The organism is Variovorax davisae, assembly GCF_030316845.1.
Lineage (GTDB): Bacteria > Pseudomonadota > Gammaproteobacteria > Burkholderiales > Burkholderiaceae_C > Variovorax > Variovorax davisae.
The window spans coordinates 419,472-441,480 of the sequence record NZ_JASZYS010000002.1; the positions used below are offsets into that span (position 1 = coordinate 419,472).

General features: G+C 69.8%; 16 protein-coding genes. 14 read left to right on the top strand and 2 right to left on the bottom strand.

The features are described 5' to 3' along the window. Positions 1–49: 49 nt before the first annotated feature. A complete protein-coding gene (locus QTI33_RS06320) occupies positions 50–517 on the top strand; it encodes a GNAT family N-acetyltransferase (RefSeq protein ID WP_286504927.1) in 468 nt (155 codons plus the stop codon). On the opposite strand, the gene QTI33_RS06325 is transcribed toward QTI33_RS06320, so the two are convergent. Next, positions 492–1,724 (bottom strand): patatin-like phospholipase family protein, encoded by a 1,233-nt coding sequence (locus QTI33_RS06325; protein WP_286504928.1) that lies wholly within the window; start codon positions 1,722–1,724, stop codon positions 492–494. The genes QTI33_RS06320 and QTI33_RS06325 overlap by 26 nt on opposite strands. A gap of 47 nt (positions 1,725–1,771) precedes the next feature. Between QTI33_RS06325 and apbC the strand changes: the two genes are divergently transcribed. The 11 genes from apbC (at position 1,772) to QTI33_RS06380 (ending at position 19,662) form a co-directional block, all read left to right on the top strand. Further along, positions 1,772–2,863, top strand: a complete 1,092-nt coding sequence (gene apbC / locus QTI33_RS06330; protein WP_286504929.1) for an iron-sulfur cluster carrier protein ApbC — start codon at positions 1,772–1,774, stop codon at positions 2,861–2,863. Between the two features lie 16 nt (positions 2,864–2,879). Next, on the top strand, positions 2,880–3,824 hold the full coding sequence (locus QTI33_RS06335) for a LysR family transcriptional regulator (protein ID WP_286504930.1): 945 nt from the start codon (positions 2,880–2,882) through the stop codon (positions 3,822–3,824). A gap of 109 nt (positions 3,825–3,933) precedes the next feature. Then, the gene (locus QTI33_RS06340; protein ID WP_286504931.1) at positions 3,934–5,628 is read left to right on the top strand and encodes an OFA family MFS transporter; all 1,695 of its coding nucleotides are present in this window, start codon (positions 3,934–3,936) and stop codon (positions 5,626–5,628) included. A gap of 51 nt (positions 5,629–5,679) precedes the next feature. Next, entirely contained in the window at positions 5,680–7,512 is a 1,833-nt protein-coding gene (locus QTI33_RS06345; protein ID WP_286504932.1) for an NAD(P)H-dependent oxidoreductase subunit E, read from the top strand. Further along, positions 7,509–10,400 (top strand): formate dehydrogenase subunit alpha, encoded by a 2,892-nt coding sequence (fdhF, locus tag QTI33_RS06350; RefSeq protein ID WP_286504933.1) that lies wholly within the window; start codon positions 7,509–7,511, stop codon positions 10,398–10,400. Before QTI33_RS06345 ends, fdhF begins: the two co-directional genes overlap by 4 nt. Next, positions 10,382–11,284: a LysR family transcriptional regulator gene (locus QTI33_RS06355; protein ID WP_286504934.1), complete on the top strand. Its 903-nt coding sequence runs from the start codon at positions 10,382–10,384 to the stop codon at positions 11,282–11,284. The genes fdhF and QTI33_RS06355 overlap by 19 nt, the downstream gene beginning before the upstream one ends. A 117-nt stretch (positions 11,285–11,401) precedes the next feature. Then, positions 11,402–14,596: an autotransporter family protein gene (locus QTI33_RS06360; RefSeq protein WP_286504935.1), complete on the top strand. Its 3,195-nt coding sequence runs from the start codon at positions 11,402–11,404 to the stop codon at positions 14,594–14,596. A 47-nt stretch (positions 14,597–14,643) separates the two neighbouring features. Then, the gene (locus tag QTI33_RS06365) at positions 14,644–15,837 is read left to right on the top strand and encodes a YncE family protein (RefSeq protein WP_286504936.1); all 1,194 of its coding nucleotides are present in this window, start codon (positions 14,644–14,646) and stop codon (positions 15,835–15,837) included. A gap of 111 nt (positions 15,838–15,948) precedes the next feature. Continuing rightward, entirely contained in the window at positions 15,949–18,243 is a 2,295-nt protein-coding gene (locus QTI33_RS06370) for an FdhF/YdeP family oxidoreductase (RefSeq protein ID WP_286504937.1), read from the top strand. Beyond that, positions 18,240–19,145 (top strand): formate dehydrogenase accessory sulfurtransferase FdhD, encoded by a 906-nt coding sequence (fdhD, locus tag QTI33_RS06375; RefSeq protein ID WP_444814814.1) that lies wholly within the window; start codon positions 18,240–18,242, stop codon positions 19,143–19,145. The genes QTI33_RS06370 and fdhD overlap by 4 nt, the downstream gene beginning before the upstream one ends. Before the next feature lie 106 nt (positions 19,146–19,251). After that, positions 19,252–19,662, top strand: a complete 411-nt coding sequence (locus QTI33_RS06380; RefSeq protein WP_286504938.1) for an FHA domain-containing protein — start codon at positions 19,252–19,254, stop codon at positions 19,660–19,662. Between the two features lie 10 nt (positions 19,663–19,672). Here QTI33_RS06380 and QTI33_RS06385 read toward each other — a convergent pair whose 3' ends face one another. Next, positions 19,673–20,194: a hypothetical protein gene (locus QTI33_RS06385; RefSeq protein ID WP_286504939.1), complete on the bottom strand. Its 522-nt coding sequence runs from the start codon at positions 20,192–20,194 to the stop codon at positions 19,673–19,675. Between the two features lie 169 nt (positions 20,195–20,363). Here QTI33_RS06385 and QTI33_RS06390 point away from each other — a divergent pair, with 169 nt between their 5' ends. Both QTI33_RS06390 and QTI33_RS06395 read left to right on the top strand, forming a co-directional pair. Beyond that, on the top strand, positions 20,364–21,242 hold the full coding sequence (locus tag QTI33_RS06390; RefSeq protein ID WP_286504940.1) for a formate dehydrogenase accessory sulfurtransferase FdhD: 879 nt from the start codon (positions 20,364–20,366) through the stop codon (positions 21,240–21,242). A gap of 113 nt (positions 21,243–21,355) precedes the next feature. Beyond that, complete coding sequence (locus QTI33_RS06395) at positions 21,356–21,991, top strand: helix-turn-helix domain-containing protein (protein ID WP_286504941.1); 636 nt, start codon at positions 21,356–21,358, stop codon at positions 21,989–21,991. Positions 21,992–22,009 lie beyond the last annotated feature (18 nt).

The following is a 22,009-nucleotide window of genomic DNA, read 5'->3' on the forward strand; positions in this document are numbered from 1 at the left end:
GCATTTTAGGTCGCGGGGCTATAGTCGTTGCCGCAACCGGAGTGAAGCCGTGATCACCGCCTACGAAATCACCCTTGCCCAGGCGGCCGATGCCCGGGAGATCGCCGAGCTTTCCCGGGACGCCATCGAGCACGGCCTGTCGTGGCGCTGGACCGAGCGGCGCGTGTTGCGCGCCAGCCGCGACGAGGCGACCAACGTGGTGGTGGCGCGGCGCGACGGCGTGCTGCTCGGCTTCGCCATCATGCAATACGGCGACGAGGAGGCCCACATCTCGCTGCTCGCGGTGCGGGCGTCGCAGCGCCGCTCGGGCCTGGGCAGCGCCCTGCTGGCCTGGCTCGAAGCGACCGCCGGCGTCGCCGGCATCCGGGCGATCCGGCTCGAGGCGAGGGCCGGCAACGGTGCGGCCCAGTCCTTCTACGGCCGGCACGGCTTCACGGAATGCGGATCGAGCCCGGGCTACTACGAGGACGTGGAGGATGCGGTGCGGATGGTCAAGCGCCTGGGCTCGCCGCCCTGACGCCCCAGCCGAAGAACGCGCACACCGCATCGCGCTGGGCCAGCGTATCGGCCCGGCCCAGCGCCATCAGCTCCCGCGTGAAGGCGGCATCGAACAGCAGGTAGCTCGCCAGCGCCGAACCCTTGAGCTCGGCCGCCGCCGGGGACACCGCCGGCTCCCCCAGCAGGCTGCGCACCGCAGGCGGCAGGGCATGGACGTGGCGCGCGGCGATCGCGTCGATGCGCTGCGACGGCGCGATCAGCAGCAGTTCGACCGGCACCAGTGGAGTGGCCGCGCGGGCTTCGGCCGGGATCAGGGCCAGGGTCGCGTTGATGCGGCGCAGGCGCTCCACGTCGGCGGTCAGGGCGTCGAGGAAGATGCTCGACAGTGCATGGCCGGCGATCTGCGCCAGCGACGGGTAGCCGCTCAGCGCATTGGGCGCCAGCACGTCGGCCGGCTCCTGCATGCGGCCGGCCCCGATCGCCAGGATGCGGCGCGCGCCCAGGTGGATGGCGGCGGCCAGGGGGGCCGACTGGCGCATCGACCCGTCGCCGAAGTATTCGACATGGCCGCCGATCTCCAGCGCGGTCGCGGGGAAGACGAAGGGAATCGCCGACGAGGCCAGCAGGTGCTCGTGGACGATGCGCACCGGCGCCGCCAGCCGCCGGGAGCGGACCCAGGGCTGCTGCTTCTCGCTGGCCTGGTAGAAGGTCACGTGCTCGCCCGAGCCATAGCTGGAGGCGGTGACGGCCAGCGCGTCCAGGTGGCCCTGGGCCATCAGTTCGCCGAGCCGGTCCAGCGGCACCAGGTCTTCCAGCAGTCGGCGCAGGGGGCTGTTGTCGAGCAGGGAGCGCAAGCCGCTGCGGCGCCAGCGCGCGATCAGCCAGCCGGCCGAGAGCAGGCGCGCCCAGGGCGCATCGCTGCGCAGCACGCGCAAGGCGTCCGAGCGGTAGATCCGCTCGGGCCCGAGCCCGGCCCAGACGCGGGCGATCCGGCGCACCGTGGCCTCGAAGTCGTCGGCGCCGCACGCCAGCGCGGCCGCATTGATCGCGCCGGCCGAGGTGCCCGTGATGATCGGAAATGGCGGGGCCTGGGAGGACGCCCCGGCCGCGCGCCGCAGCCTGGCCAGCGCCTGCAGCACGCCGACCTGGTAGGCGGCGCGGGCGCCGCCGCCGGTCAGCACCAGGCCGGTGGCGGCGGCGGAAGGGACATCGGGGGCAGGGATCATCGCCCGAGCCTACCTGCCCTAGACTACGCGCCATTCAGGAGTGATCAATGGCAGTTACGCAAGAGGCGCTCGCGGAGGCCCTCAAGGCCGTCCTCGACCCCAACACCGGCAAGGATTTCATCGGCACCAAGGCGCTGAAGAACCTGCAGATCCACGACGGGGAGGTTTCGTTCGACATCGAGCTGGGCTATCCGGCCAGGAGCCAGGCGCCGGAGCTGCGCAAGGCGCTGGTAGCGGCCGCCAGGACCGTGGCCGGCGTGGACAACGTCTCGGTGAACATCGCCACCAAGGTCGTCAGCCACGCGGTGCAGCGCGGCGTCCAGCTGATGCCCAACGTGAAGAACATCATCGCCGTGGCCTCGGGCAAGGGCGGCGTCGGCAAGAGCACCACAGCCGCCAACCTGGCGCTGGCGCTGGCCGCCGAGGGCGCCAGCGTGGGCCTGCTCGATGCCGACATCTACGGCCCCAGCCAGCCCATGATGCTGGGCATCCAGGGCCGTCCCGAGAGCGAGGACGGCAAGACCATGGAGCCGATGTCCAACCATGGCGTGCAGGTCATGTCGATCGGCTTCCTGGTCGACGCCGACGAAGCCATGATCTGGCGCGGGCCGATGGCCACGCAGGCGCTCGAGCAGCTGCTGCGCCAGACCAACTGGAAAGACCTCGACTACCTGATCGTCGACATGCCGCCCGGCACCGGCGACATCCAGCTCACCTTGTCGCAGCGGGTGCCGATGACCGGCGCCGTGATCGTCACCACCCCGCAGGACATCGCGCTGCTCGACGCCCGCAAGGGGATCAAGATGTTCGAGAAGGTCGGCGTGCCGATCCTCGGCATCGTCGAGAACATGGCGGTGCACGTCTGCTCGAACTGCGGCCACGTCGAGCACATCTTCGGCACCGACGGCGGCCGCAAGATGGCCGAGCAGTACCAGATGGACTACCTCGGCGCGCTGCCGCTCGACATCGACATCCGCCTGCAGGCCGACAGCGGCAAGCCGACGGTGGTGGCCGACCCCGACGGTGCGGTGGCTGGCATCTACAAAGCCATCGCCCGGCGGGTGGCCGTGGGCATCGCCGAAAAGGCGAAGGACTTCTCGGCCAAGTTCCCGACCATCACCGTCAGCAAGAACACCTGAGGCCGCGCCGGCACGCATGAACCTGCTGGCGTCGATGCGCTACCTCGTCGCGCTCGACGAGCATCGCCATTTCGGCCGGGCGGCGCAGGCCTGCCACATCACGCAGCCGGCGCTGTCGAATGCGCTGCGGGCGCTGGAGGCCGAATACGGCGTGGTCATCGTGCGCCGCGGGCGCAGCTACGTGGGCCTGACGCACGAAGGCGAACTGGTTCTGGCGACCGCCCAGCGCATGCTGCGCGAAAGCGAAGTGCTGCAGCAGGAACTGCGCAGCGAGGAGGGCCGGCCCTGCGGCCACCTGCGCATGGCCGCCGTGCCCACGGCCATTCCGATGCTCTCGCGCTTCGCGGCGCTGCTGCAGCAGCGCCACCCCGGCATCGTGCCCGCGGTGCTGACGATGAGCTCGCAGGAGCTGGAGACCGGCCTCGAAAGTCTGTCGCTGGACCTGGCGCTGGGCTACATCGACCGCATGCACCTGCGCGACGTCAAGCTGGAGGCGTGGCCGCAAAGCATCGAGCACTACTTCCTGCTGCGCCGCGCCGCGCGCCCCGCGGCCGATGCGCTGCGGATCGGCCAGCCGATCGGCTGGGCCGAAGCGGCGCTGCAGCCGCTGTGCCTGCTGACGCCGGACATGCACAACCGTGCCATCGTCGACCAGGCCTTCCGGGCCGCGGGCGCGACGGTGACGCCGGCGATCGAGACCAACTCGGTGCTCACGCTGGTGCTCGGCGTCGTCGCCGGCGAGGTCTGCAGCGTGCTGCCGGGCGCTATGGTCGCCGCCGTGCGCAGCCAGCGCGAACTCGAGGCGCTGCCGCTGGTGGCGCCGGAGCTGACGACGCCGATCGGCTTCATGACCCAGCAAGGCGTGCGGCCGTCGCGCGCCCTCGCAGCGGCGCTGGCGCTGCTGGGCACGCCGCAATGGCAGGCCCAGGTCGACATGCACAGCGGTGCCCTGGGCGGCTGAGCTTGGATACAAGTGTCATACCTACTTGACGTTTTGTAACAAGCGCGTCGACACTCCACGGGCCCCAAAGAGGGCCGTTCGGGTTCACACCACAACTGGAGAAAAACAGATGGCAGCTTCATCCGCAGGCGTCCTCGACGGGGACGGCATCGGCGCAACCGGGCCGCAGCCCGGCTTTCTCGACAAGGAACGGATCATCGCCGGGCCGGGCTTCAACCGGTGGCTGGTGCCGCCGGCCGCCCTGGCCATCCACCTGTGCATCGGCATGGCCTATGGCTTCTCGGTGTTCTGGCTGCCGCTGTCGAAGGCGCTGTCGACCGCCGGCACCGGGGCCCAGGCTTGCGCCAAGGACATGAGCTTCTTCGCCGAGCTGTTCGCCAGCGGCTGCGACTGGCGCATCGCCACGCTGGGCTGGATGTACACGCTGTTCTTCGTCTTCCTCGGCTGCTCGGCGGCGCTGTGGGGCGGCTGGCTCGAACGCGCGGGCCCGCGCAAGGCTGGCGTCGTGTCGGCCGTGTGCTGGTGCGGCGGCATGATGCTGTCGGCCATCGGCATTCATCTGCACCAGTTCTGGCTGATGATCCTCGGCTCGGGCGTGATCGGCGGCATCGGGCTGGGCCTGGGCTACATCTCGCCGGTGAGCACCCTCATCAAGTGGTTCCCCGACCGCCGCGGCATGGCGACCGGCATGGCCATCATGGGCTTCGGCGGCGGCGCGATGATCGGCTCGCCGCTCGCCGTCGACCTGATGAAGCGCTTCGCCAGCCCCACCGACGTCGGCGTGATGCAGACCTTCGTCGTGATGGCGCTGGTCTACTTCCTCTTCATGATGGGCGGCGCGCTCGGCTACCGGGTGCCCGCCACCGGCTGGAAGCCCGCGGGCTGGACGCCGCCGCCCGCGCAGGCCGGCAACGCCATGATCACGCAGCGCCACGTGCACGTGAAGAAGGTCTGGGGCATTCCCCAGTTCTGGCTGGTGTGGATGGTGCTCACGATGAACGTGAGCGCGGGCATCGGCGTGATCGGCATGGCCAGCCCGATGCTGCAGGAAGTGTTCGGCGGCAACCTGATCGGGGTCGCCAAGAAGTTCGGCGAGCTCGACAAGACCGAACTCGCGGCCATCGCCACGGTGGCGGGGGGCTTCGCGGCGCTGTTGTCGCTGTTCAACATCGGCGGGCGCTTCTTCTGGGCCAGCCTGTCGGACAAGCTCGGCCGCAAGCTGACCTACACCGTCTTCTTCGTGCTCGGCGGGCTCTTGTACTGGAGCATCCCGTCGTCGGCCGGCGCCGGCAGCAAGCTGCTGTTCGTCGGTGCCTTCTGCATCATCCTGTCGATGTACGGCGGCGGGTTCGCCACCGTGCCGGCCTACCTCGCCGACCTGTTCGGCACCCAGATGGTGGGCGCCATCCACGGCCGACTGCTGACCGCCTGGGCGACGGCCGGCATCCTCGGGCCGGTGGTGGTGAACTACATGCGCGAATACCAGCTGGGGCTTGGCATTCCGCGCGAGCAGGTCTACAACCAGACCATGTACATCCTGGTCGGCATGCTGGTGATCGGGCTGGTCTGCAACCTGCTGGTGCGGCCCGTGGCGGACAAGCACTTCATGAGCGACGAAGAACTCGCGCACGAGAAAAGGCTGGCACATGAAAAGGCCGTGGCCGCCGAGATGGGTTCGGCCTCGGCGCGCCACAATGACGCGGTCAGCCCGCTGGTGGTCGCACTGGCCTGGCTGGCGGTCGGCATTCCGCTGGCCTGGGGCGTCTACCGCACACTGGTGGCCGCCGCGAAATTCTTCAACTGACCGTGAGAGACAGGCGCCCGGCCGAACGGCGGGCGCCCAAGGCCGAGGCAAATGCAATACCCAGGCACCGAAGAGACCATCAGGGAAGTCGTCGTCGCAACCCCCGACCAGTTGCGCGAGCGCATCCGCAAGAAGAGCAAGCTGAAGGGGCGGCAGCCCGAAGCGGATGCGCTGGCGCAGGTCGGCGAACTGCTGGGCCCGCGGCCCGGCGACGGCTACCCGCGCGAGCTGCTGATCGAATACCTGCACAAGGTCAACGACGCCCACGGCTGCCTGCACGACCACCACCTGGTCGCCCTCGCGAAGCTCATGAACATCCCGATGGCGGAGGTGTTCGAGGTCGCGACCTTCTATCACCACTTCGACATCATCCGCGGCGGCGATGCGGCGCCCGGCCTCACGGTGCGCGTGTGCGACAGCCTGTCGTGCGAGATGGCCGGCGCGCAGGACCTGATCGCGCGGCTGCCCGCGCTGCTGGGCCAGGCCGGGCGCGGCGACGTGCGCGTGATCGCGGCGCCCTGCCTGGGCCGCTGCGAGCAGGCGCCCGCCGTGGCCGTGCACCAGCGTGCGGTGCCGCAGGCGACGGCCGACAAGGTGCTGGCTGCGCTGCGCTCCGGCGAGGCGCTGCGGGCGCAGCCGCCCGGGCCTGCGCGGCCGGTGGCGCGCTTCGAGCCCTCGGCGTGGGCCGAGCGAGGCGTGTCGCCGCTGGCCGATGCGATCGAGGTCCATCCTGCCTATACCGACTACGCCAGCTACCGCGCGCATGGCGGCTACCAGCTGGCCGCGGCGCTGATCGACAACGACAAGCAGGCCGAGACGGTGATCCTCGCGATGGAGAACTCGGGCCTGCGCGGCCTGGGCGGCGCGGGATTCCCGACCGGGCGCAAGTGGCGCATCGTGCGCGACCAGCCGGCGCCCAAGCTGATGGCGGTGAATATCGACGAGGGCGAACCCGGCACCTTCAAGGACCGGGTCTACCTCGAACGCGATCCGCATCGCTTCCTCGAAGGCGTGCTGATCGCTGCCCGCATCGTGGGCATCGATGCCTGCTACCTGTACCTGCGCGACGAATACCACGACTGCCGCGAGCTTCTGCAAGCGGAACTCGCGAAGCTGCGTGCCGACCCGCCGTGCCCGCTGCCGCACATCGAACTGCGCCGCGGCGCGGGTGCCTACATCTGCGGCGAAGAGTCGGCGATGATCGAAAGCATCGAAGGCAAGCGCGGCGAGCCGCGGATGCGGCCGCCCTACATCGCGCAGGTGGGCCTGTTCGGCCGGCCCACGCTGGAGCACAACTTCGAGACGCTCTACTGGGTGCGCGACATCGTGCAGAAGGGACCGCAGTGGTTCGGCGGCTTCGGCCGCCATGGCCGCAAGGGGCTGCGCAGCTTCAGCGTCAGCGGGCGCGTGAAGTCGCCGGGTGTCAAGCTGGCGCCGGCCGGCATCACGGTGCAGGAGCTGATCGACGAATACTGCGGCGGCATGCAGGACGGCCACGCGCTCTACGCCTACCTGCCGGGCGGCGCATCGGGCGGCATCCTGCCGGCCGCCATGAACGACATCCCGCTGGATTTCGACACCTTGCAGCCGCACGGCTGCTTCATCGGCTCGGCGGCGGTGATGGTGCTGAGCCAGCACGACCGCGCGCGCGATGCCGCGCTCAACGTGATGCGCTTCTTCGCGCATGAGAGCTGCGGCCAGTGCACGCCGTGCCGGGTCGGCACCGCGAAGGCGGCGGCGCTGATGGCGGCGCCGGTGTGGGACAACACGACGCTCGAAGACCTCGCGCAGGTCATGGGCGATGCGTCGATCTGCGGATTGGGGCAGGCTGCACCCAACCCGATCCGCTGCATCCAGAAATACTTTCCGCAGGAGACCGCATGAACGCGCCTGCCAAGCTGGCCGAACTGCTGCCGCAGACGGTCGAGTTCCGGCTCGACGGCAGGACCGTGGAAGCCTTCGAGGGCGAGACCATCCTGAAGGCGGCGCAACGCCACGGCGTCGACATTCCGCACCTTTGCTACAAGGACGGCCTGCGCCCCGACGGCAACTGCCGCGCCTGCGTGGTCGAACTGAAGGGCGAGCGCACCCTGGCGCCGAGCTGCTGCCGCACGGTCGCCGCCGGCATGGAGGTGCACGCCACCAGCGAACGGGCCCTGAAGAGCCAGAAGATGGTGGTCGAGATGCTGCTGTCGGACATGCCGGACGCGGGCTACAAGTGGATCGGCGACGACGCCACCCGCCAGCATGGCGAACTCAGCGACTGGGCGGCGAAGCTCGATGTCGCGGTTCGTCCTGAATTGAAGGCGCTGCGGCGCGAGCAGCCGGCGCCCGACCTGTCGCACCCGGCGATGGCGGTGAACCTCGACGCCTGCATCCAGTGCAACCGCTGCGTGCGCGCCTGCCGCGAGGAGCAGGTCAACGACGTGATCGGCTACGCCCTGCGCGGCGAGCACTCGAAGATCGTCTTCGACCTCGACGACCCGATGGGCGACAGCACCTGCGTGGCCTGCGGCGAATGCGTGCAGGCGTGCCCGACCGGCGCGCTGATGCCCAAGAGCTTCATCGGTTCGCAGGCAGTCGATCGCCAGGTCGATTCGGTGTGCCCGTTCTGCGGCGTGGGCTGCCTGATCACCTACAACGTCAAGGACGAAAAAATCGTCAGCGTCGACGGCCGCGACGGTCCGGCCAACCACAGCCGCCTGTGCGTCAAGGGCCGCTTCGGCTTCGACTACGCTCACCATCCGCAGCGGCTCACCAAGCCGCTGATCCGCAAGCCCGGCGTGCCCAAGGGCTTCGACGATGCGCCGCGCCCCGGCGACTGGCGCGAAGTCTTCCGCGAGGCGAGCTGGGAAGAGGCGCTGGCGCTCGCCGCCGGCCCGCTCAAGGACCTGCGCGACACCCACGGACCGAAGGCGCTGGCCGGTTTCGGCTCCGCCAAGGGCAGCAACGAGGAGGCCTACCTGTTCCAGAAGCTGGTGCGCACCGGTTTCGGCAGCAACAACGTCGACCATTGCACGCGGCTGTGCCATGCGTCCAGCGTCGCGGCGCTGCTCGAAGGCGTGGGCTCGGGCGCGGTGAGCAACCAGGTGAACGACGTCGAGCACGCGGAGCTGATCTTCGTCATCGGCTCCAATCCGACCGCCAACCATCCGGTGGCCGCCACCTGGATGAAGAACGCGGCCCAGCGCGGGGCGAAGATCGTGCTGGCGGATCCGCGCCGCACCGACATCAGCAAGCATGCCTGGCGCACCCTGCAGTTCAAGGCCGACACCGATGTCGCGATGCTCAACGCGCTGATCCACGCGGTGATCGACGAGGGCCTGGTCGACGAGGCCTTCATCCGCGAGCGCGCCAGCAACTTCGAGGCGCTGCGCGACAACGTCAAGGGCTACAGCCCCGAGGCGATGGCGCCGATCTGCGGCGTGCCGGCCGAGACGCTGCGCGAAGTCGCCCGCGCCTTCGCCACCGCCAAGGGCGCGATGGTGCTGTGGGGCATGGGCATCAGCCAGCACGTGCACGGCACCGACAACGCGCGCTGCCTGATCGCGCTGGTCACGGTCACCGGCCAGATCGGCAAGCCCGGCTCCGGCCTGCATCCGCTGCGCGGCCAGAACAACGTGCAGGGGGCGAGCGATGCGGGGCTGATCCCGATGATGTTCCCCAACTACCAGCGCGTCGACAACGCCGCAGCGCATGCTTGGTTCGAAGATTTCTGGGGCATGCCGCTCGACCAGAAGCCCGGCTACACCGTGGTCGAGATCATGCACAAGGCGCTGGCGCCCGACGACGATCCGCACAAGATCCGCGGCATGTACATCATGGGCGAGAACCCGGCCATGAGCGACCCCGACCTGAACCATGCGCGCCATGCGCTCGCCAGCCTGGAGCATCTGGTGGTGCAGGACATCTTCATGACCGAGACCGCCTGGCTGGCCGACGTGGTGCTGCCCGCCAGCGCCTGGCCAGAGAAGACCGGCACGGTGAGCAACACCGACCGCATGGTGCAGCTCGGCAAGCGGGCGCTCGATCCGCCGGGCGACGCCAGGCCCGATCTCTGGATCATCCAGCAGATCGCGCAGCGCATGGGCCTGGACTGGCACTACGAAGGCGATGAAAGCGGCGTGGCCGCGGTCTACGACGAAATGCGCCAGGCCATGCATGCCGCCATCAGCGGCATCACCTGGGAGCGCCTGCAGCGCGAGTCGAGCGTGACGTACCCCTGCCTGAGCGCGGACGATCCGGGCCAGCCGACCGTGTTCATCGACCGCTTCCCGACCGCCGACGGCCGCGTGAAGCTGGTGCCGGCCGACATCATTCCGGCCGACGAGCGGCCCGATGCCGACTACCCCTTCGTGCTCATCACCGGCCGCCAGCTCGAGCACTGGCACACGGGCAGCATGACGCGCCGGGCGAGCGTGCTCGATGCGCTGGAGCCGATGGCGACCGCCTCGATGCACCAGGCCGACCTCGACGCGATGGGGCTGGCGCCGGGCGACGTGATCACCATCCGGTCGCGCCGCGGCGAGGTGGCGATCCATGTGCGGCGCGACGACGGCACGCCGCACGGGGCGGTGTTCGTGCCCTTCGCCTACTACGAAGCGGCGGCCAACCTGATGACCAACGCCGCGCTCGACCCCTTCGGCAAGATCCCGGAGTTCAAGTACTGCGCGGTGCGCATCGAGCGGGGCGGCCGGCCGATGGCGGCCGCAGGTTACGGAACCGGCGCGACGGGGGACAATCCACCCCATCCATGGACAGCCTCGACCTGATCAAGACCTTTCGCGAGGTGGCCTCGCACGGCAGCTTTTCCCGCGCCGCCACCAAGCTCGATGTGTCGAAGGCCACGGTGAGCAAGTACATCGCCGAACTCGAGGCGCGGCTGGGCGTGCGGCTGCTCAACCGCTCCACGCGCGCCGTCAGCCTGACCGATGCCGGGGCGCTGCTGCTGGAGCGCAGCAAGCCGATGATGGAGATGTTCGAGCTGACCCAGGCCGAGGTGCAGGAGCACGCCAACCACCCCACCGGGCGGCTGCGCATCTCGGCGCCGCTGGGGGCGGGCCAGGGCGACCTGCCGAAGCTGATCGGCGAGTTCATGGGTCACTACCCCGACGTCAGCATCAGCCTGCAGCTGCTGAACCGGGCGCCCGACATGGCGGAGGAGGGCATCGACCTGGCGCTGCACTTCGGCCCGGTCGAGGACGAGAACCTGATCGTGCGCAAGCTGGCGCGCCGCGCCCTGGTGGTGTGCGCCTCGCCGCTCTACTGGCGCAAGCACGGCAAGCCCGTGCACCCGCGGGAACTGGCGAGCCACGATGCCTTGACCCAGACCCGGCTGGGGGCCCACCCGGAGTGGCGTTTCGAGGTCGACGGCAAACCCTTCGACGTGGCGATGAAGAGTCGCATGGACGCGACCGAGGCGGCGCCGCTGATCCAGGTCGCGATGCAGGGCTTCGGCGTGATCTACATGCCCGAGATGCTGGTGCAGCCGCACATCGACCACGGCGAGCTGGTGCCGGTGCTGCAGGATTACGTGCGCAGCGACATGTGGCTGTCGGCAGCCTACCTGCAGCGGCGCCACAACAGCGCCGCGCTGCGGGCCTTGCTCGACTTCCTCGAATCGCGCTTCGGCGGACGGACCAAGGCCAGGGGCTGAACTCGGGGGGCTCGCCTGCCCCTTGGGGCAGCTTCCGATGACCCAAAGGGCACTGTACGCGCCGCCCGCCGGGGCCTACATTGCCGCCCAGGGGAGCGAGCCTGGAGGAGGAATCCGATGCAAGGGCCACGCAGTCGATACACCCCGGCGGCCTTCCTGCTGGCCTCCGGGACCGTCCTGGCGCAGGACATCGGGCCCAGCCCGCCGACGATCACGGGCACCGTCAACGTCTCGACCCCGCGCACGGTCGTGGGCAGCACGGTCTTCTCCATCACCACGCCGACCCCTGCCCTCAATGTCACCGGCGGCACGCTGACCCTCGACGCGGCGGCGGGGCCGGTGCCCGGACCGATCTCGCTGACCACCACCACCGGCACCGCCCTGCGGGCGGACGGCGGCGCGATCGTGGTGCCCGGCGGCGTCGGCATCCAGACCGGCGGCGGCCTCGGCGCGCTGGCCAACGGCGCAGCGAGCAGCGTGAACTTCTCCAACGGGGGGACGATCGCCACCACCGGCGTGGGCGCGGCGCTGGCCGCCATCGGCGGCAGCATCGATGCCACCGGCGTGGCCATGACCAGCGGCGCCGCGTCCAGCGGCCATGGCGCGATCGCCGAGGGCGGCGGCACGGTCCGCCTGCACGCCGGCACCAACATCAGCCGCGGCGGGGCCAGCGGCTTCTTCGGCAATGCGGTCGGACTCGGCGCCTCGGGCGCCGGCAGCCGGGTCATCGCCGATGCGCTGATCCCGGTGACGATGAGCGGCCGCGGGGCGATGGGGATCTACCTGCACGATGGCGGCCAGGTGTCGCTGGTGCCGGGGTCGACGCTGCAGATCAACGGCAGCAGCAGCGTCGGCATCGCGGTCGACAACACGGCCGTGCCGCTAGGCACCCTCGGGCGCGGCCTGGCGGTCAACCTGGCGGCCGCGCCCGACGGCTTCGCGGCGAGCAGCGGCCTGGTGGCGCTCAACGGCGGCTCGATCGCCCTCGAGGACCTGACGGTGCAGGGTGCCAACGCCGCGGCCGGCGCCTGGGCGCGCCCGGGATCGCGCATTGCGCTGTCGGGCCGCAGCCTGCTGCGGATCGACGCCACCACCAACCCGACCTACTACACGCTGAACACCGCCTACCTCGTGACGGTCGACGGACCGGTGCGCTCGATCTTCGGCGTGACCAGCGGCCTGCCGATCGGCGGGCTGCTGGCCAACGCGGGCGCGATCACCAGCACCGGGACGACCGTCGAGGTCAGCCCGGCCCGGGGCGTGGGCGCCTTCGCCGGCTCCGCCAGCGCGACCCCGAGCACCATCGACCTGATCGACAACACGATCAGCACCACGGGCAGCATCTCGATCGGCCTGCAGGCCGACTCGAACGGCGCGATCACGGCCCGCGATTCGCGTGTCACGACCACGGGCGGGGGTGCCGCGCTGCTGGCGGCAGCTTTCAACGGCCCGTCCTCGATCGCCCTGACCAACACCGCGGTGCTGGCCCAGGGTGCCGGAACGGTGGGCCTCTACTCGGACAACGACACGCCGGCCCTGGTCAACAACGTCAGCCTGTCGGGCGGCTCCCTGGTCAGCGCCGCGGCCACCGCGATCGAAGTCGAGGGGCCGCTGAACCTCAAGCTGTCGAACGGCGCGGTCGCCAGCGGAGGCAGCGGCCTGCTGCTGGATGCCTTCGCCAACAGCTTCGGGACGCAAGCGACCTTCCTGCGGCTGGACGCATCCGGCGCCAGCGTGTTGACCGGCGACGCCAGGGCCGACGCGCAAAGCCGGGTCGACATCGGCCTGGCCACCGGCTCGCGCTGGAGCGGCGCCGCCCTGGGCATCACCAACGTCGCGGTCGATGCGGCGAGCAGCTGGAACGTGACCGGCAACTCGGTCCTCACCCAGACGCTGAGCAACGCCGGTCTGGTGGCCTTCACGCCGCCGTCGGCCGGCGCCTTCAAGACCCTGAGCGTGGCGAACTACGTGGGGCAGGGCGGCACGCTGGGGCTCAACACCGTCCTTGGCGGCGATGGCTCGCCGTCGGACCGCCTGGTCATCAACGGCGGCACCGCCACCGGCCTGACCGGACTGCGCATCACCAACGCCGGCGGCGTCGGCGCCGTGACGCTGAGCAACGGCATCCAGGTGGTCGACGCGATCAACGGCGGCAGCACGGCCGCCGGTGCCTTCGTCCTCGGCAGCCGCGTGGTCGCGGGGCCCTACGAGTACCAGTTGTTCCGAAGCAGCCTCGACGCGAGCAACCCGCAAGCCTGGTACTTGCGCTCGCAGCGCGAGATCGTTCCGCCGGTGCCGCCGCCCGTGCCGCCGCCGAACCCCGACATCGTGCCGCCGATCGTGGTGCCGCTCTACCGCCCCGAGATCGGTGCCTACCTGGGCAACCAACGGCAGGCGGGCGGCCTGTTCCTGCACAGCCTGCACGACCGGCTGGGCGAGCCGCAGTGGATCGAGACCCAGCGCTTCGACGAGCCCGACGACAAGCGCCGCTCGGCCTGGCTGCGGGTGGTCGGCCGCAAGGTCGATTCGACCTCCCGCGACGGCACCTTCGATGTCGACACCGACAGCTCGCTGGTCCAGGGCGGCGGCGACATCGCGCGCTGGTCGGTCGGGGGCGACACGGGCCGCCTGCACCTGGGGGGCATGCTGGGCTACGGCGAAGCCAGGAGCGACGCCACCGCGGCCGGCAACCCGGCCCAGGCCCGCGGCAAGACCGACGGCTGGAACCTGGGCGCCTACGGCACCTGGTACCAGAACGACGACAACAAGCTCGGCTGGTATGCCGATGCCTGGGCCAGCTACGGCTGGTTCAAGAACACGGTGCAGGGCGACACCCTGCCCGAGGTGCGCTACGACTCGCGCGTGCTCACCTTGTCGGGCGAGACCGGCTATGCGATGCGCATCCGCGAGAACAGCGACTGGGTGGTCGAGCCGCAGGCCCAGCTGATCTACATCCGGTACAGCGAGGACGGCTTCGCCGAGGTCAACGGCACGCGCATCGACGGCAGCGACGGCAGCGGCTGGATCTCGCGCCTGGGCATGCGCACGCAGCGCACCTGGGTGAACGACGCGGGCCGGCGCACCCAACCCTACCTGACGCTCAACTGGTGGCACGACAGCGTGGACAACGCGCTGGCCTTCAACAGCGTCGCGCTCAAGGACATGTACCCGAAGGACCGCTACGAGGCGAAGGTGGGCGTCAACGCCGACCTGGGCCGGGGCTGGACCGGCTGGGGCAACCTGGGCTACCAATGGGGCAGCCAGGGCTACAGCGCCACGACCCTGCGACTGGGTGGCAAGTACACCTGGTGAAGCGCCATGCCGACCTGCCGACGAACCACAACACGGAGACACTGCCCATGCGAACCCGCCTCTTGTTTCTTTTCTCTTCCGCCGCCCTGGCGATTGCCCTGTCGGGCTGCGCCGGCACCGCCGCCGCACCCTCGCAGCGCCAGTTGATGCTGGTCGCCAACGACGAGAAGCAGTCGTGGAACGATGCCGGCGTGGTGCAGCTCGCGCCGCAGGGCCGCGACAGCGTGCAGGTGATCGACATCGGTACCGATCCGCTGGCGCCGCGATCGCTGGGCACCCTGGCGCTCGACAACACCATCGCCGGGCCGCCGACCAACCTCGCGATCACGGCCGACGAGCGGCTCGCGCTGGTCGCCAATTCGCTCAACGTGGTCGAGGAGAACGGCGTGCGCAGGCAGGTGCCCGACAACCGCCTGTTCGTGATCGACCTGGCCGCCTCGCCGCCGAAGCTGATCGACACGATCGTGGTCGGCAAGCAGCCTTCGGGCCTCGCGATCAACCGCGCCGGCACCCTGGCGCTGGTTGCGAACCGGGCCGACAACTCGGTCAGCGTGCTGCGCATCGCCGGTCAGAAGGTCACGCTGATCGACACCGTCGCGATGGGCGAATCGGTGTCGCACGTGCGCTTCACGCCCGACGGGCGGCGCGCGCTCGCGGCCAAGTTCCCCAACCACAAGATCGCGCTGCTCGATGTCGTCGGCGAGAAGGTCAGCTACGGCAAGGTCGACCTGGCCGCCGGCCTCTGGCCCTACAACGTCGACGTGACGCCCGACGGCAGGCTCGCGCTGACGGCCGACAACGGCAACGCGGGCGCCTCCGATGGCCAGGTCGACACGGTCAGCGTCATCGACCTCGAGGCCGTGCCGCCACGGGTCATCGACAAGGTGGTGGTCGGCGACGGCCCCGAGGGCCTGGCCGTGAGCCCGACCGGCAAGATGGCGGTGGCGGTGATCCTGCGCGGCAGCAATTCGGCGAAGAACGCCTACTTCTACAACCGCAACGGTTCGGTGGTGGCGCTCAAGATCGACGGCAAGAAGGTCACGCGCGGCAACGAAGTGGTGGTGCGCGGGCTGCCCGAGGGCGCGGTGTTCAGCGCCGACGGCAAGTACCTGTATGTGGGCAATTTCATCGACCAGGACATCTCGATCCTGCGGGTCGATGGCGACACGCTGGTCGACACCGGCAAGTCGTTCGGGCTGGCGGGCCATCCGGCGGCGATGCGCGGCCGCCTGACGCACTGACCGCCCGCCGGCCGGGGATGCGGCCGCGCGGGCCGCATCATTTCCGTTTTGAATCGCGGCATGTCCCGATTCAATTTGACGCTGCAGCGGCGGCCGCCAACACTGCCGGCCATGCAGGAACAGAGAATCGAGTTTTACAAGGGGCCGGCCGGCGGCTGGGGCGCGCTGCGCAGCGTGACCCGGGCACTGCGGGCGCAGAGCATCGCGCTGAAGGGGGCCAAGACCCTGCTGTCGGCCAACCAGCCCGATGGCTTCGACTGCCCCGGCTGCGCCTGGCCCGACCGCAACCATGCCTCGACCTTCGAGTTCTGCGAGAACGGTGCCAAGGCCGTGGCGGCCGAGGCGACCGCCCGCCGGGCCGGGCCCGAGCTGTTCGCGCAGCACACCGTCAGGCAGCTGGCCGCGCAGAGCGACTTCTGGCTCGAGGACCAGGGCCGGCTGACGCATCCGATGGCCTACGATGCCGCGAGCGACAAGTACGTGCCGATCGACTGGGACGACGCCTTCGCGCTGATCGCCCGCCATCTCCAGGCGCTGCCCGATCCGAACCAGGCCATCTTCTACACCTCGGGCCGGGCCAGCAACGAGGCCGCCTTCCTCTACCAGCTGTTCGTGCGCGAGTACGGGACCAACAACTTCCCCGACTGCTCCAACATGTGCCACGAGCCCAGCGGCAGCGGCATGCGGCCGCAGATCGGCGTCGGCAAGGGCACCGTCACGCTGGAGGACTTCGAGCACGCCGATGCGATCTTCATCTTCGGCCAGAACCCGGGCACCAACCATCCGCGCATGCTGGGCGAGTTGCGCGCGGCGCACCGGCGCGGCGCCAAGATCGTGAGCTTCAATCCGCTGCGCGAGCGCGGCCTGGAGCGCTTCGCCGACCCGCAGGACAAGCTCGAGATGGCGACGCTCGGCTCGACGCCGATCAGCACCCACTACTTCCAGCTGCGCGTCGGTGGCGATTTCGCGCTGGTCAAGGGGATGATGAAGCACCTGGTCGAGTGCGAGGACGCCGGCGAGCCGACGCTCGACCACGCCTTCATCGCCGCGCATTCGGTGGGCTTCGAGGCCCTGGCGGCCGACCTGCGGGCCGAATCCTGGGCGCTGCTGGTGCGCGAGTCGGGGCTGTCCGAGGCACAGATCCGGGCCGCCGCCGAGGTCTACCGCCAGGCCGAGCGGGCGATCGTCTGCTGGGGCATGGGCATCACGCAGCACGTCGATTCGGTCGCCACGATACAGATGCTGGTCAACCTGCTGCTGCTGCGCGGCAACATCGGCCGGCCCGGCGCCGGCGCCTGCCCGGTGCGCGGCCACAGCAACGTCCAGGGCGACCGCACCATGGGCATCTGGGAGAAGCCGCCCGCCGAACTGCTGGACCGGCTGCGCGACGTCTTCGGCTTCGAGCCGCCGCGCCAGCCCGGCTGGGACACGGTGGAGTCGATCCGTGCCATGCGCGACGGCCGCGGCAAGGTCTTCTTCGCGCTCGGCGGCAACTTCGCCGCCGCCACGCCCGACACCCACGAGACCTGGAGGGCGCTGCGCCATTGCGATCTCACGGTGCACGTCACGACCAAGCTCAACCGCAGCCACGTGGTGCACGGGCGCGAGGCGCTGATCCTGCCTTGCCTGGGCCGCACCGAGGTCGACCGCCAGGCCGGCGGCCTGCAGGGCGTGACGGTCGAAGACTCGATGAGCATGGTCCACATCTCGGTGGGCATCAACGCGCCGGCCTCGGAGCACCTGCTGTCGGAGCCGGCGATCGTGGCGCGGCTGGCCGCCGCCACGCTGGGGGCGCGCAGCCGCACGCCCTGGCTGGCGCTGATCGAGGACTACGGGCGCATCCGCGACCGGATCGAGGCGGTGTTCGACGACTTCAAGGATTTCAACCGCCGGGTCGCCGCCCCGGGCGGCTTCCGCCTGCCCAATCCAGCCGCCCGGCGCGACTGGGCCACGCCGGCCGGCAAGGCCGTCTTCTTCACCCATGCGGTGCCGCAGGACACGCCCTCGCACCGGGCGCGCGCCCGGCGGACCGACACGGTGGTGTTCACGCTGCTGAGCACCCGCTCGCACGATCAGTACAACACCACCATCTACGGCCACGACGACCGCTACCGCGGGGTCTTCGGCCAGCGCCGGGTGGTCTTCATCCATGCCGAGGACATCCGGGCGCTGGGGCTGAAGGACGGCGACTGGGTCGACATCCACACCGTCTGGGACGACGGCCAGGAACGCCGGGCCGACCGGTTCAAGCTGGTGGCCTACGACATTCCGCGCGGCAACCTCGCGGCCTACTACCCCGAGACCAATCCCCTGGTGCCGCTGGACTCGGTGGCGCTGGAGGCCGGCACGCCGGCGTCCAAGTCGATCCCGGTGGTGCTGCTGCCGCACGCGGCGGGGCCGCTGTGACGAGCGCCCTGGTCGACCCCGACGTCGAGGTCGAGGTCGAGGTCGAGGCCCTGGCGCCGCTGTCGCACCGGAGCGTGCGCGTGTTCGGCGAGGCCGGTGCGCCGGCGGCGGGCCTGGCGCGCGGCGACGTGCTGGCGACCGAGGTGCCGGTGGCGCTGGTCTTCAACGGCGTCTCGCACGCGGTGATGATGGCCACCCCGCAGGACCTGGAGGCCTTCGCCCTCGGCTTCGCGCTCAGCGAGGGCATCCTCGACCACGTGCGCGACTGCCGCGGCATCTCGCAGCGGCGGGTCGATGCGCGCGAGGCCGGCCTGCCCGAAGGCATCGACGGCATCGAGGTGCACCTGGAGATTTCGGCGCGCAGCTTCGAGCGGCTCAAGGGCCGCCGGCGCAGCATGGCCGGGCGCACCGGCTGCGGCATCTGCGGCGTCGAGAGCTTCGCGGCCCTCGACCTGCAGAGCCCCCCGGTCGCGCGGCGCGCCTGGATCGAGCGGGTCGACCTGCCGACGGTGCTGCGTGCCTTCGCGGCGCTGCCGGCGCGCCAGGTGCTCAATGCCGAGGCAGGCGCGATCCACGCGGCCGGCTGGGCCACCCTGGGCGGCGAGCTGACCGACGTGCTGGAAGACGTGGGCCGCCACAACGCGCTCGACAAGCTGCTCGGCACGCTGGCGCGCGCCGGCCGGCTCAGCGAGCCCGGCTTCGTCGTCCTGTCCAGCCGCGGCAGCCACGAACTGGTGCGCAAGTGCGCGCGCCTCGGCATCGCCGCGATCGCCACCATCTCGGCGCCGACGGCGATGGGCGTGCAGGTCGCCCAGCTGGCCGGCCTGCGGCTGTGGGGCCTCTGCCGGGCCCCCCGCGGCGTGCGCTACGCGGCCGGCCGGGCGCCGGATGCCAAAACTTGACGCCCCTGAAACGAACAGGAATGGATTAAGCCTTCTGTTTCCTTCTTTCGAAGGCGCACTTAAGTCCTAAGCTCGATCCCAGTTCAATGAACCACAGGAACGGGGTATGGCAAGACTGATCATCCTGGCTCGAAACAGCAGCGTGCGCCAGGTCAACATCGCAAGTCCGATCACCACCATCGGGCGGTCCGGCAGCAACAGCGTCTGCATCGACAGCCAGCGCGTGAGCCGGCATCACGCGGCGATCGAGTGGACCGGCGAGCATTTCATGCTCACCGACATGGGCAGCCGCAACGGCACCTACGTCAACAACGAGAAGGTCAGGATGCACGCCCTGGTCAACGGCGACGCGATCGTGGTCGGCGACTGCCAGCTGCGCTTTCTCTACAGCCGCGCCCTGCCGCCGGTCGATGCGCTTCGGCTCATGACCCAGCCGGGCGAGCTCGTGGGGATCGATGCGTCGATGGCGCGCAGCGTGAACCGGCGCCTGCCCGAGCGCCGCGTGTTCGCCCGCTGACCTTCAGGGCTCAGGCGTACTGCGCCGCCATCGGCCGGCCTTGCGGCGCCATCGCCTGGGCCGGCATGGCTGTCGCCTGGCGGCGTTCGGCGATCAGCCGGGCCGCCAGTTGCGCGGCCAGCTCCAGCTTCTTGAGGTCGCGCGCCTCCAGCGCCGGATCGGGATTGAAGCTGAACGAATAGAAGGTGCCGTAGATCGCACCGTTGGCCAGCACCACCGGTGCGCTCAGGTAGCAGCCCGCGGGTACCTTGGCGCGCAGCACCTGCTTGCAGAAAGCCAGTTCGAGCGGCTCGGCCTGCTCGTCGATGAACTGGGCGCGCTGCGCGTCCTGCCGGCGGTGCGAGACCAGGCGGCCGTCGACGAACTCGCAGGCGAAAGCGGCCTCCATCCCATGCTGGTCGCGCAGCAGCCTGAGCACCTGGTGGACCGAGGGGTCGAGCAGCGGATCGCTCATGTCCGGGGTCGCCATCAGCAGCTCGGACACGGTCACCTCGAGCGATTCGAGTGCGTGAAGGTGTTCGTAGTAGCTCATGGGGGGATCTCCGGTGGAATGCGTCCATTGGAGCGCAGAAACCGGTCAAGCCCGGAAAATGAGAACTAAGGTTTCGTTTTCGTGCGGACCTTTGTCACGAAATCCGTGCCGAGCTTGCTTCAGGATGTGACTCGGCCACGGGTGCGCGGGCTTCGGCTATCGTCCCTGCATGGTGAATCTTCAATCTCCGTCGGCCGCGGCAGCGGCCCTTCCGCGGCTGACGCAGGCGCGGGCACCGCTCACGCGCGAGGTCGAGGTGGTCGACGAGCAGGGGGCGTCGAGCCGGGTGTCGATTCCTGCCGAACGCGACCTGACGATCTATGTCGACCGGCGCGAACTGGTCACGCTCATGACCCTGGGCGCGCAGCCGGAGCTGCTGGTGCTGGGCTACCTGCTGAACCAGCGCCTGATCGAATCCGCGGCCGACGTCGAGTCGGTCACGGTCGACTGGGAGGTCGGCGCCGCGGCCGTCAAGACCCATGCCGGCATCGACCGCATCGAGGAACGGACCGCGAAGAAGGTGGTCACCACGGGCTGCGGGCAGGGCAGCGTGTTCGGCGAACTCATGGCCGGTATCGACAGCCTGCAACTGCCCGACACCCGCATGACCCAGGCCCAGCTCTATGCGCTGGTCAACGCGATCCGCCTCCAGGAGAGCACCTACAAGTCGGCCGGCTCGGTGCACGGCTGCGCCCTGTTCACGTTGGAGGAGGGCGACCAGGCCTGCATGCAGTGCTTCGTGGAGGACGTGGGGCGCCACAACGCGATCGACACCATCGCCGGCTGGATCGCGATGCAGCCGCGGCTGGCCGGCGGGCGCGTGTTCTACACCACCGGCCGCCTGACCAGCGAGATGGTGATCAAGTCGGCGCAGATGGGCGTGGCGATCGTCGTTTCGCGCAGCGGCATCACGCAGATGGGCCACGAGGTCGCGCAGCGGGTCGGGCTGTGCGCGATCGGGCGGGCGACGAACCGTCGCTTCCTTTGCTTCGCGGGGGTGCAGCGGCTGGTGCTGCAGCCGGCCTTGCTCTCGTCATCGTCGGCCTGACGGGCTCGCCCCCCGCGAGGACTTACATCCTGTTGGAAAAAAAGCTCATCAAATTTTCTTAGGGGAAAATAGCCAGGAGAATTTTTCCTGACGCGCCTACGATGGGCGCACTCATGGCCCAGCGGAAAAACACCCCCAAGGCCCCGACGGCGCAGCCGGCGGCGCGCGCAGGCACCGAGCGTTCCACGGGCGCGTTGGACGACGAACGCATCGGCGAAGACATCCGGGGCTTGCGCAAGGCCAGGCGAATGACGCTCGCGGACCTGTCCCGGCGCATCGGCCGCTCCGTGGCCTACCTCAGCAAGCTGGAGCGCAACCTCACCAAGCCCTCGGTCGCGGAACTGCAGGCCCTCGGCGAAGCGCTCGGCGTCAAGATCAATTTCTTCTTTCACGAGACGAATGCGGCTTCGCACCGAAAGATGGTGGTTCGCAAGGCGGACCGCCGAAAGCTGAGCTATGCCGACGGCGTCACCGACCATCTGTTGTCGCCAAGTCTCGAGGGCGAACTCGAGTTGCTGATGTCGGTCTTCGAGCCGGGCTCGGGAAGCGGCGAGACCAGCTACTTCCATGAGGGCGAAGAAGCCGGCGTCGTGTTGGCCGGCGCACTCGAGTTCTGGGTAGGCGACGAGCATTTCGTTTGCGAAGAAGGGGACAGCTTCTCTTTCAAGAGCTCCGTCCCGCATCGCTACAGGAACAACGGGGCGGTGCAGACGGTGGTGATCTGGGTCGTGACGCCGCCGAGCTATTGAGCAGGGCGCCGCGGGCGC

Coding starts and splice junctions, on each gene's coding strand:
- QTI33_RS06360 (WP_286504935.1), top strand. CDS start 11,402: ATGCAAGGGCCACGCAGTCGATACACCCCGGCGGCCTTCCTGCTGGCC.
- QTI33_RS06335 (WP_286504930.1), top strand. CDS start 2,880: ATGAACCTGCTGGCGTCGATGCGCTACCTCGTCGCGCTCGACGAGCAT.
- QTI33_RS06390 (WP_286504940.1), top strand. CDS start 20,364: ATGGTGAATCTTCAATCTCCGTCGGCCGCGGCAGCGGCCCTTCCGCGG.
- QTI33_RS06395 (WP_286504941.1), top strand. CDS start 21,356: ATGGCCCAGCGGAAAAACACCCCCAAGGCCCCGACGGCGCAGCCGGCG.
- QTI33_RS06340 (WP_286504931.1), top strand. CDS start 3,934: ATGGCAGCTTCATCCGCAGGCGTCCTCGACGGGGACGGCATCGGCGCA.
- fdhF (WP_286504933.1), top strand. CDS start 7,509: ATGAACGCGCCTGCCAAGCTGGCCGAACTGCTGCCGCAGACGGTCGAG.
- QTI33_RS06365 (WP_286504936.1), top strand. CDS start 14,644: ATGCGAACCCGCCTCTTGTTTCTTTTCTCTTCCGCCGCCCTGGCGATT.
- QTI33_RS06325 (WP_286504928.1), bottom strand. CDS start 1,724: ATGATCCCTGCCCCCGATGTCCCTTCCGCCGCCGCCACCGGCCTGGTG.
- QTI33_RS06380 (WP_286504938.1), top strand. CDS start 19,252: ATGGCAAGACTGATCATCCTGGCTCGAAACAGCAGCGTGCGCCAGGTC.
- QTI33_RS06385 (WP_286504939.1), bottom strand. CDS start 20,194: ATGAGCTACTACGAACACCTTCACGCACTCGAATCGCTCGAGGTGACC.
- QTI33_RS06370 (WP_286504937.1), top strand. CDS start 15,949: ATGCAGGAACAGAGAATCGAGTTTTACAAGGGGCCGGCCGGCGGCTGG.
- QTI33_RS06345 (WP_286504932.1), top strand. CDS start 5,680: ATGCAATACCCAGGCACCGAAGAGACCATCAGGGAAGTCGTCGTCGCA.
- apbC (WP_286504929.1), top strand. CDS start 1,772: ATGGCAGTTACGCAAGAGGCGCTCGCGGAGGCCCTCAAGGCCGTCCTC.
- QTI33_RS06355 (WP_286504934.1), top strand. CDS start 10,382: ATGGACAGCCTCGACCTGATCAAGACCTTTCGCGAGGTGGCCTCGCAC.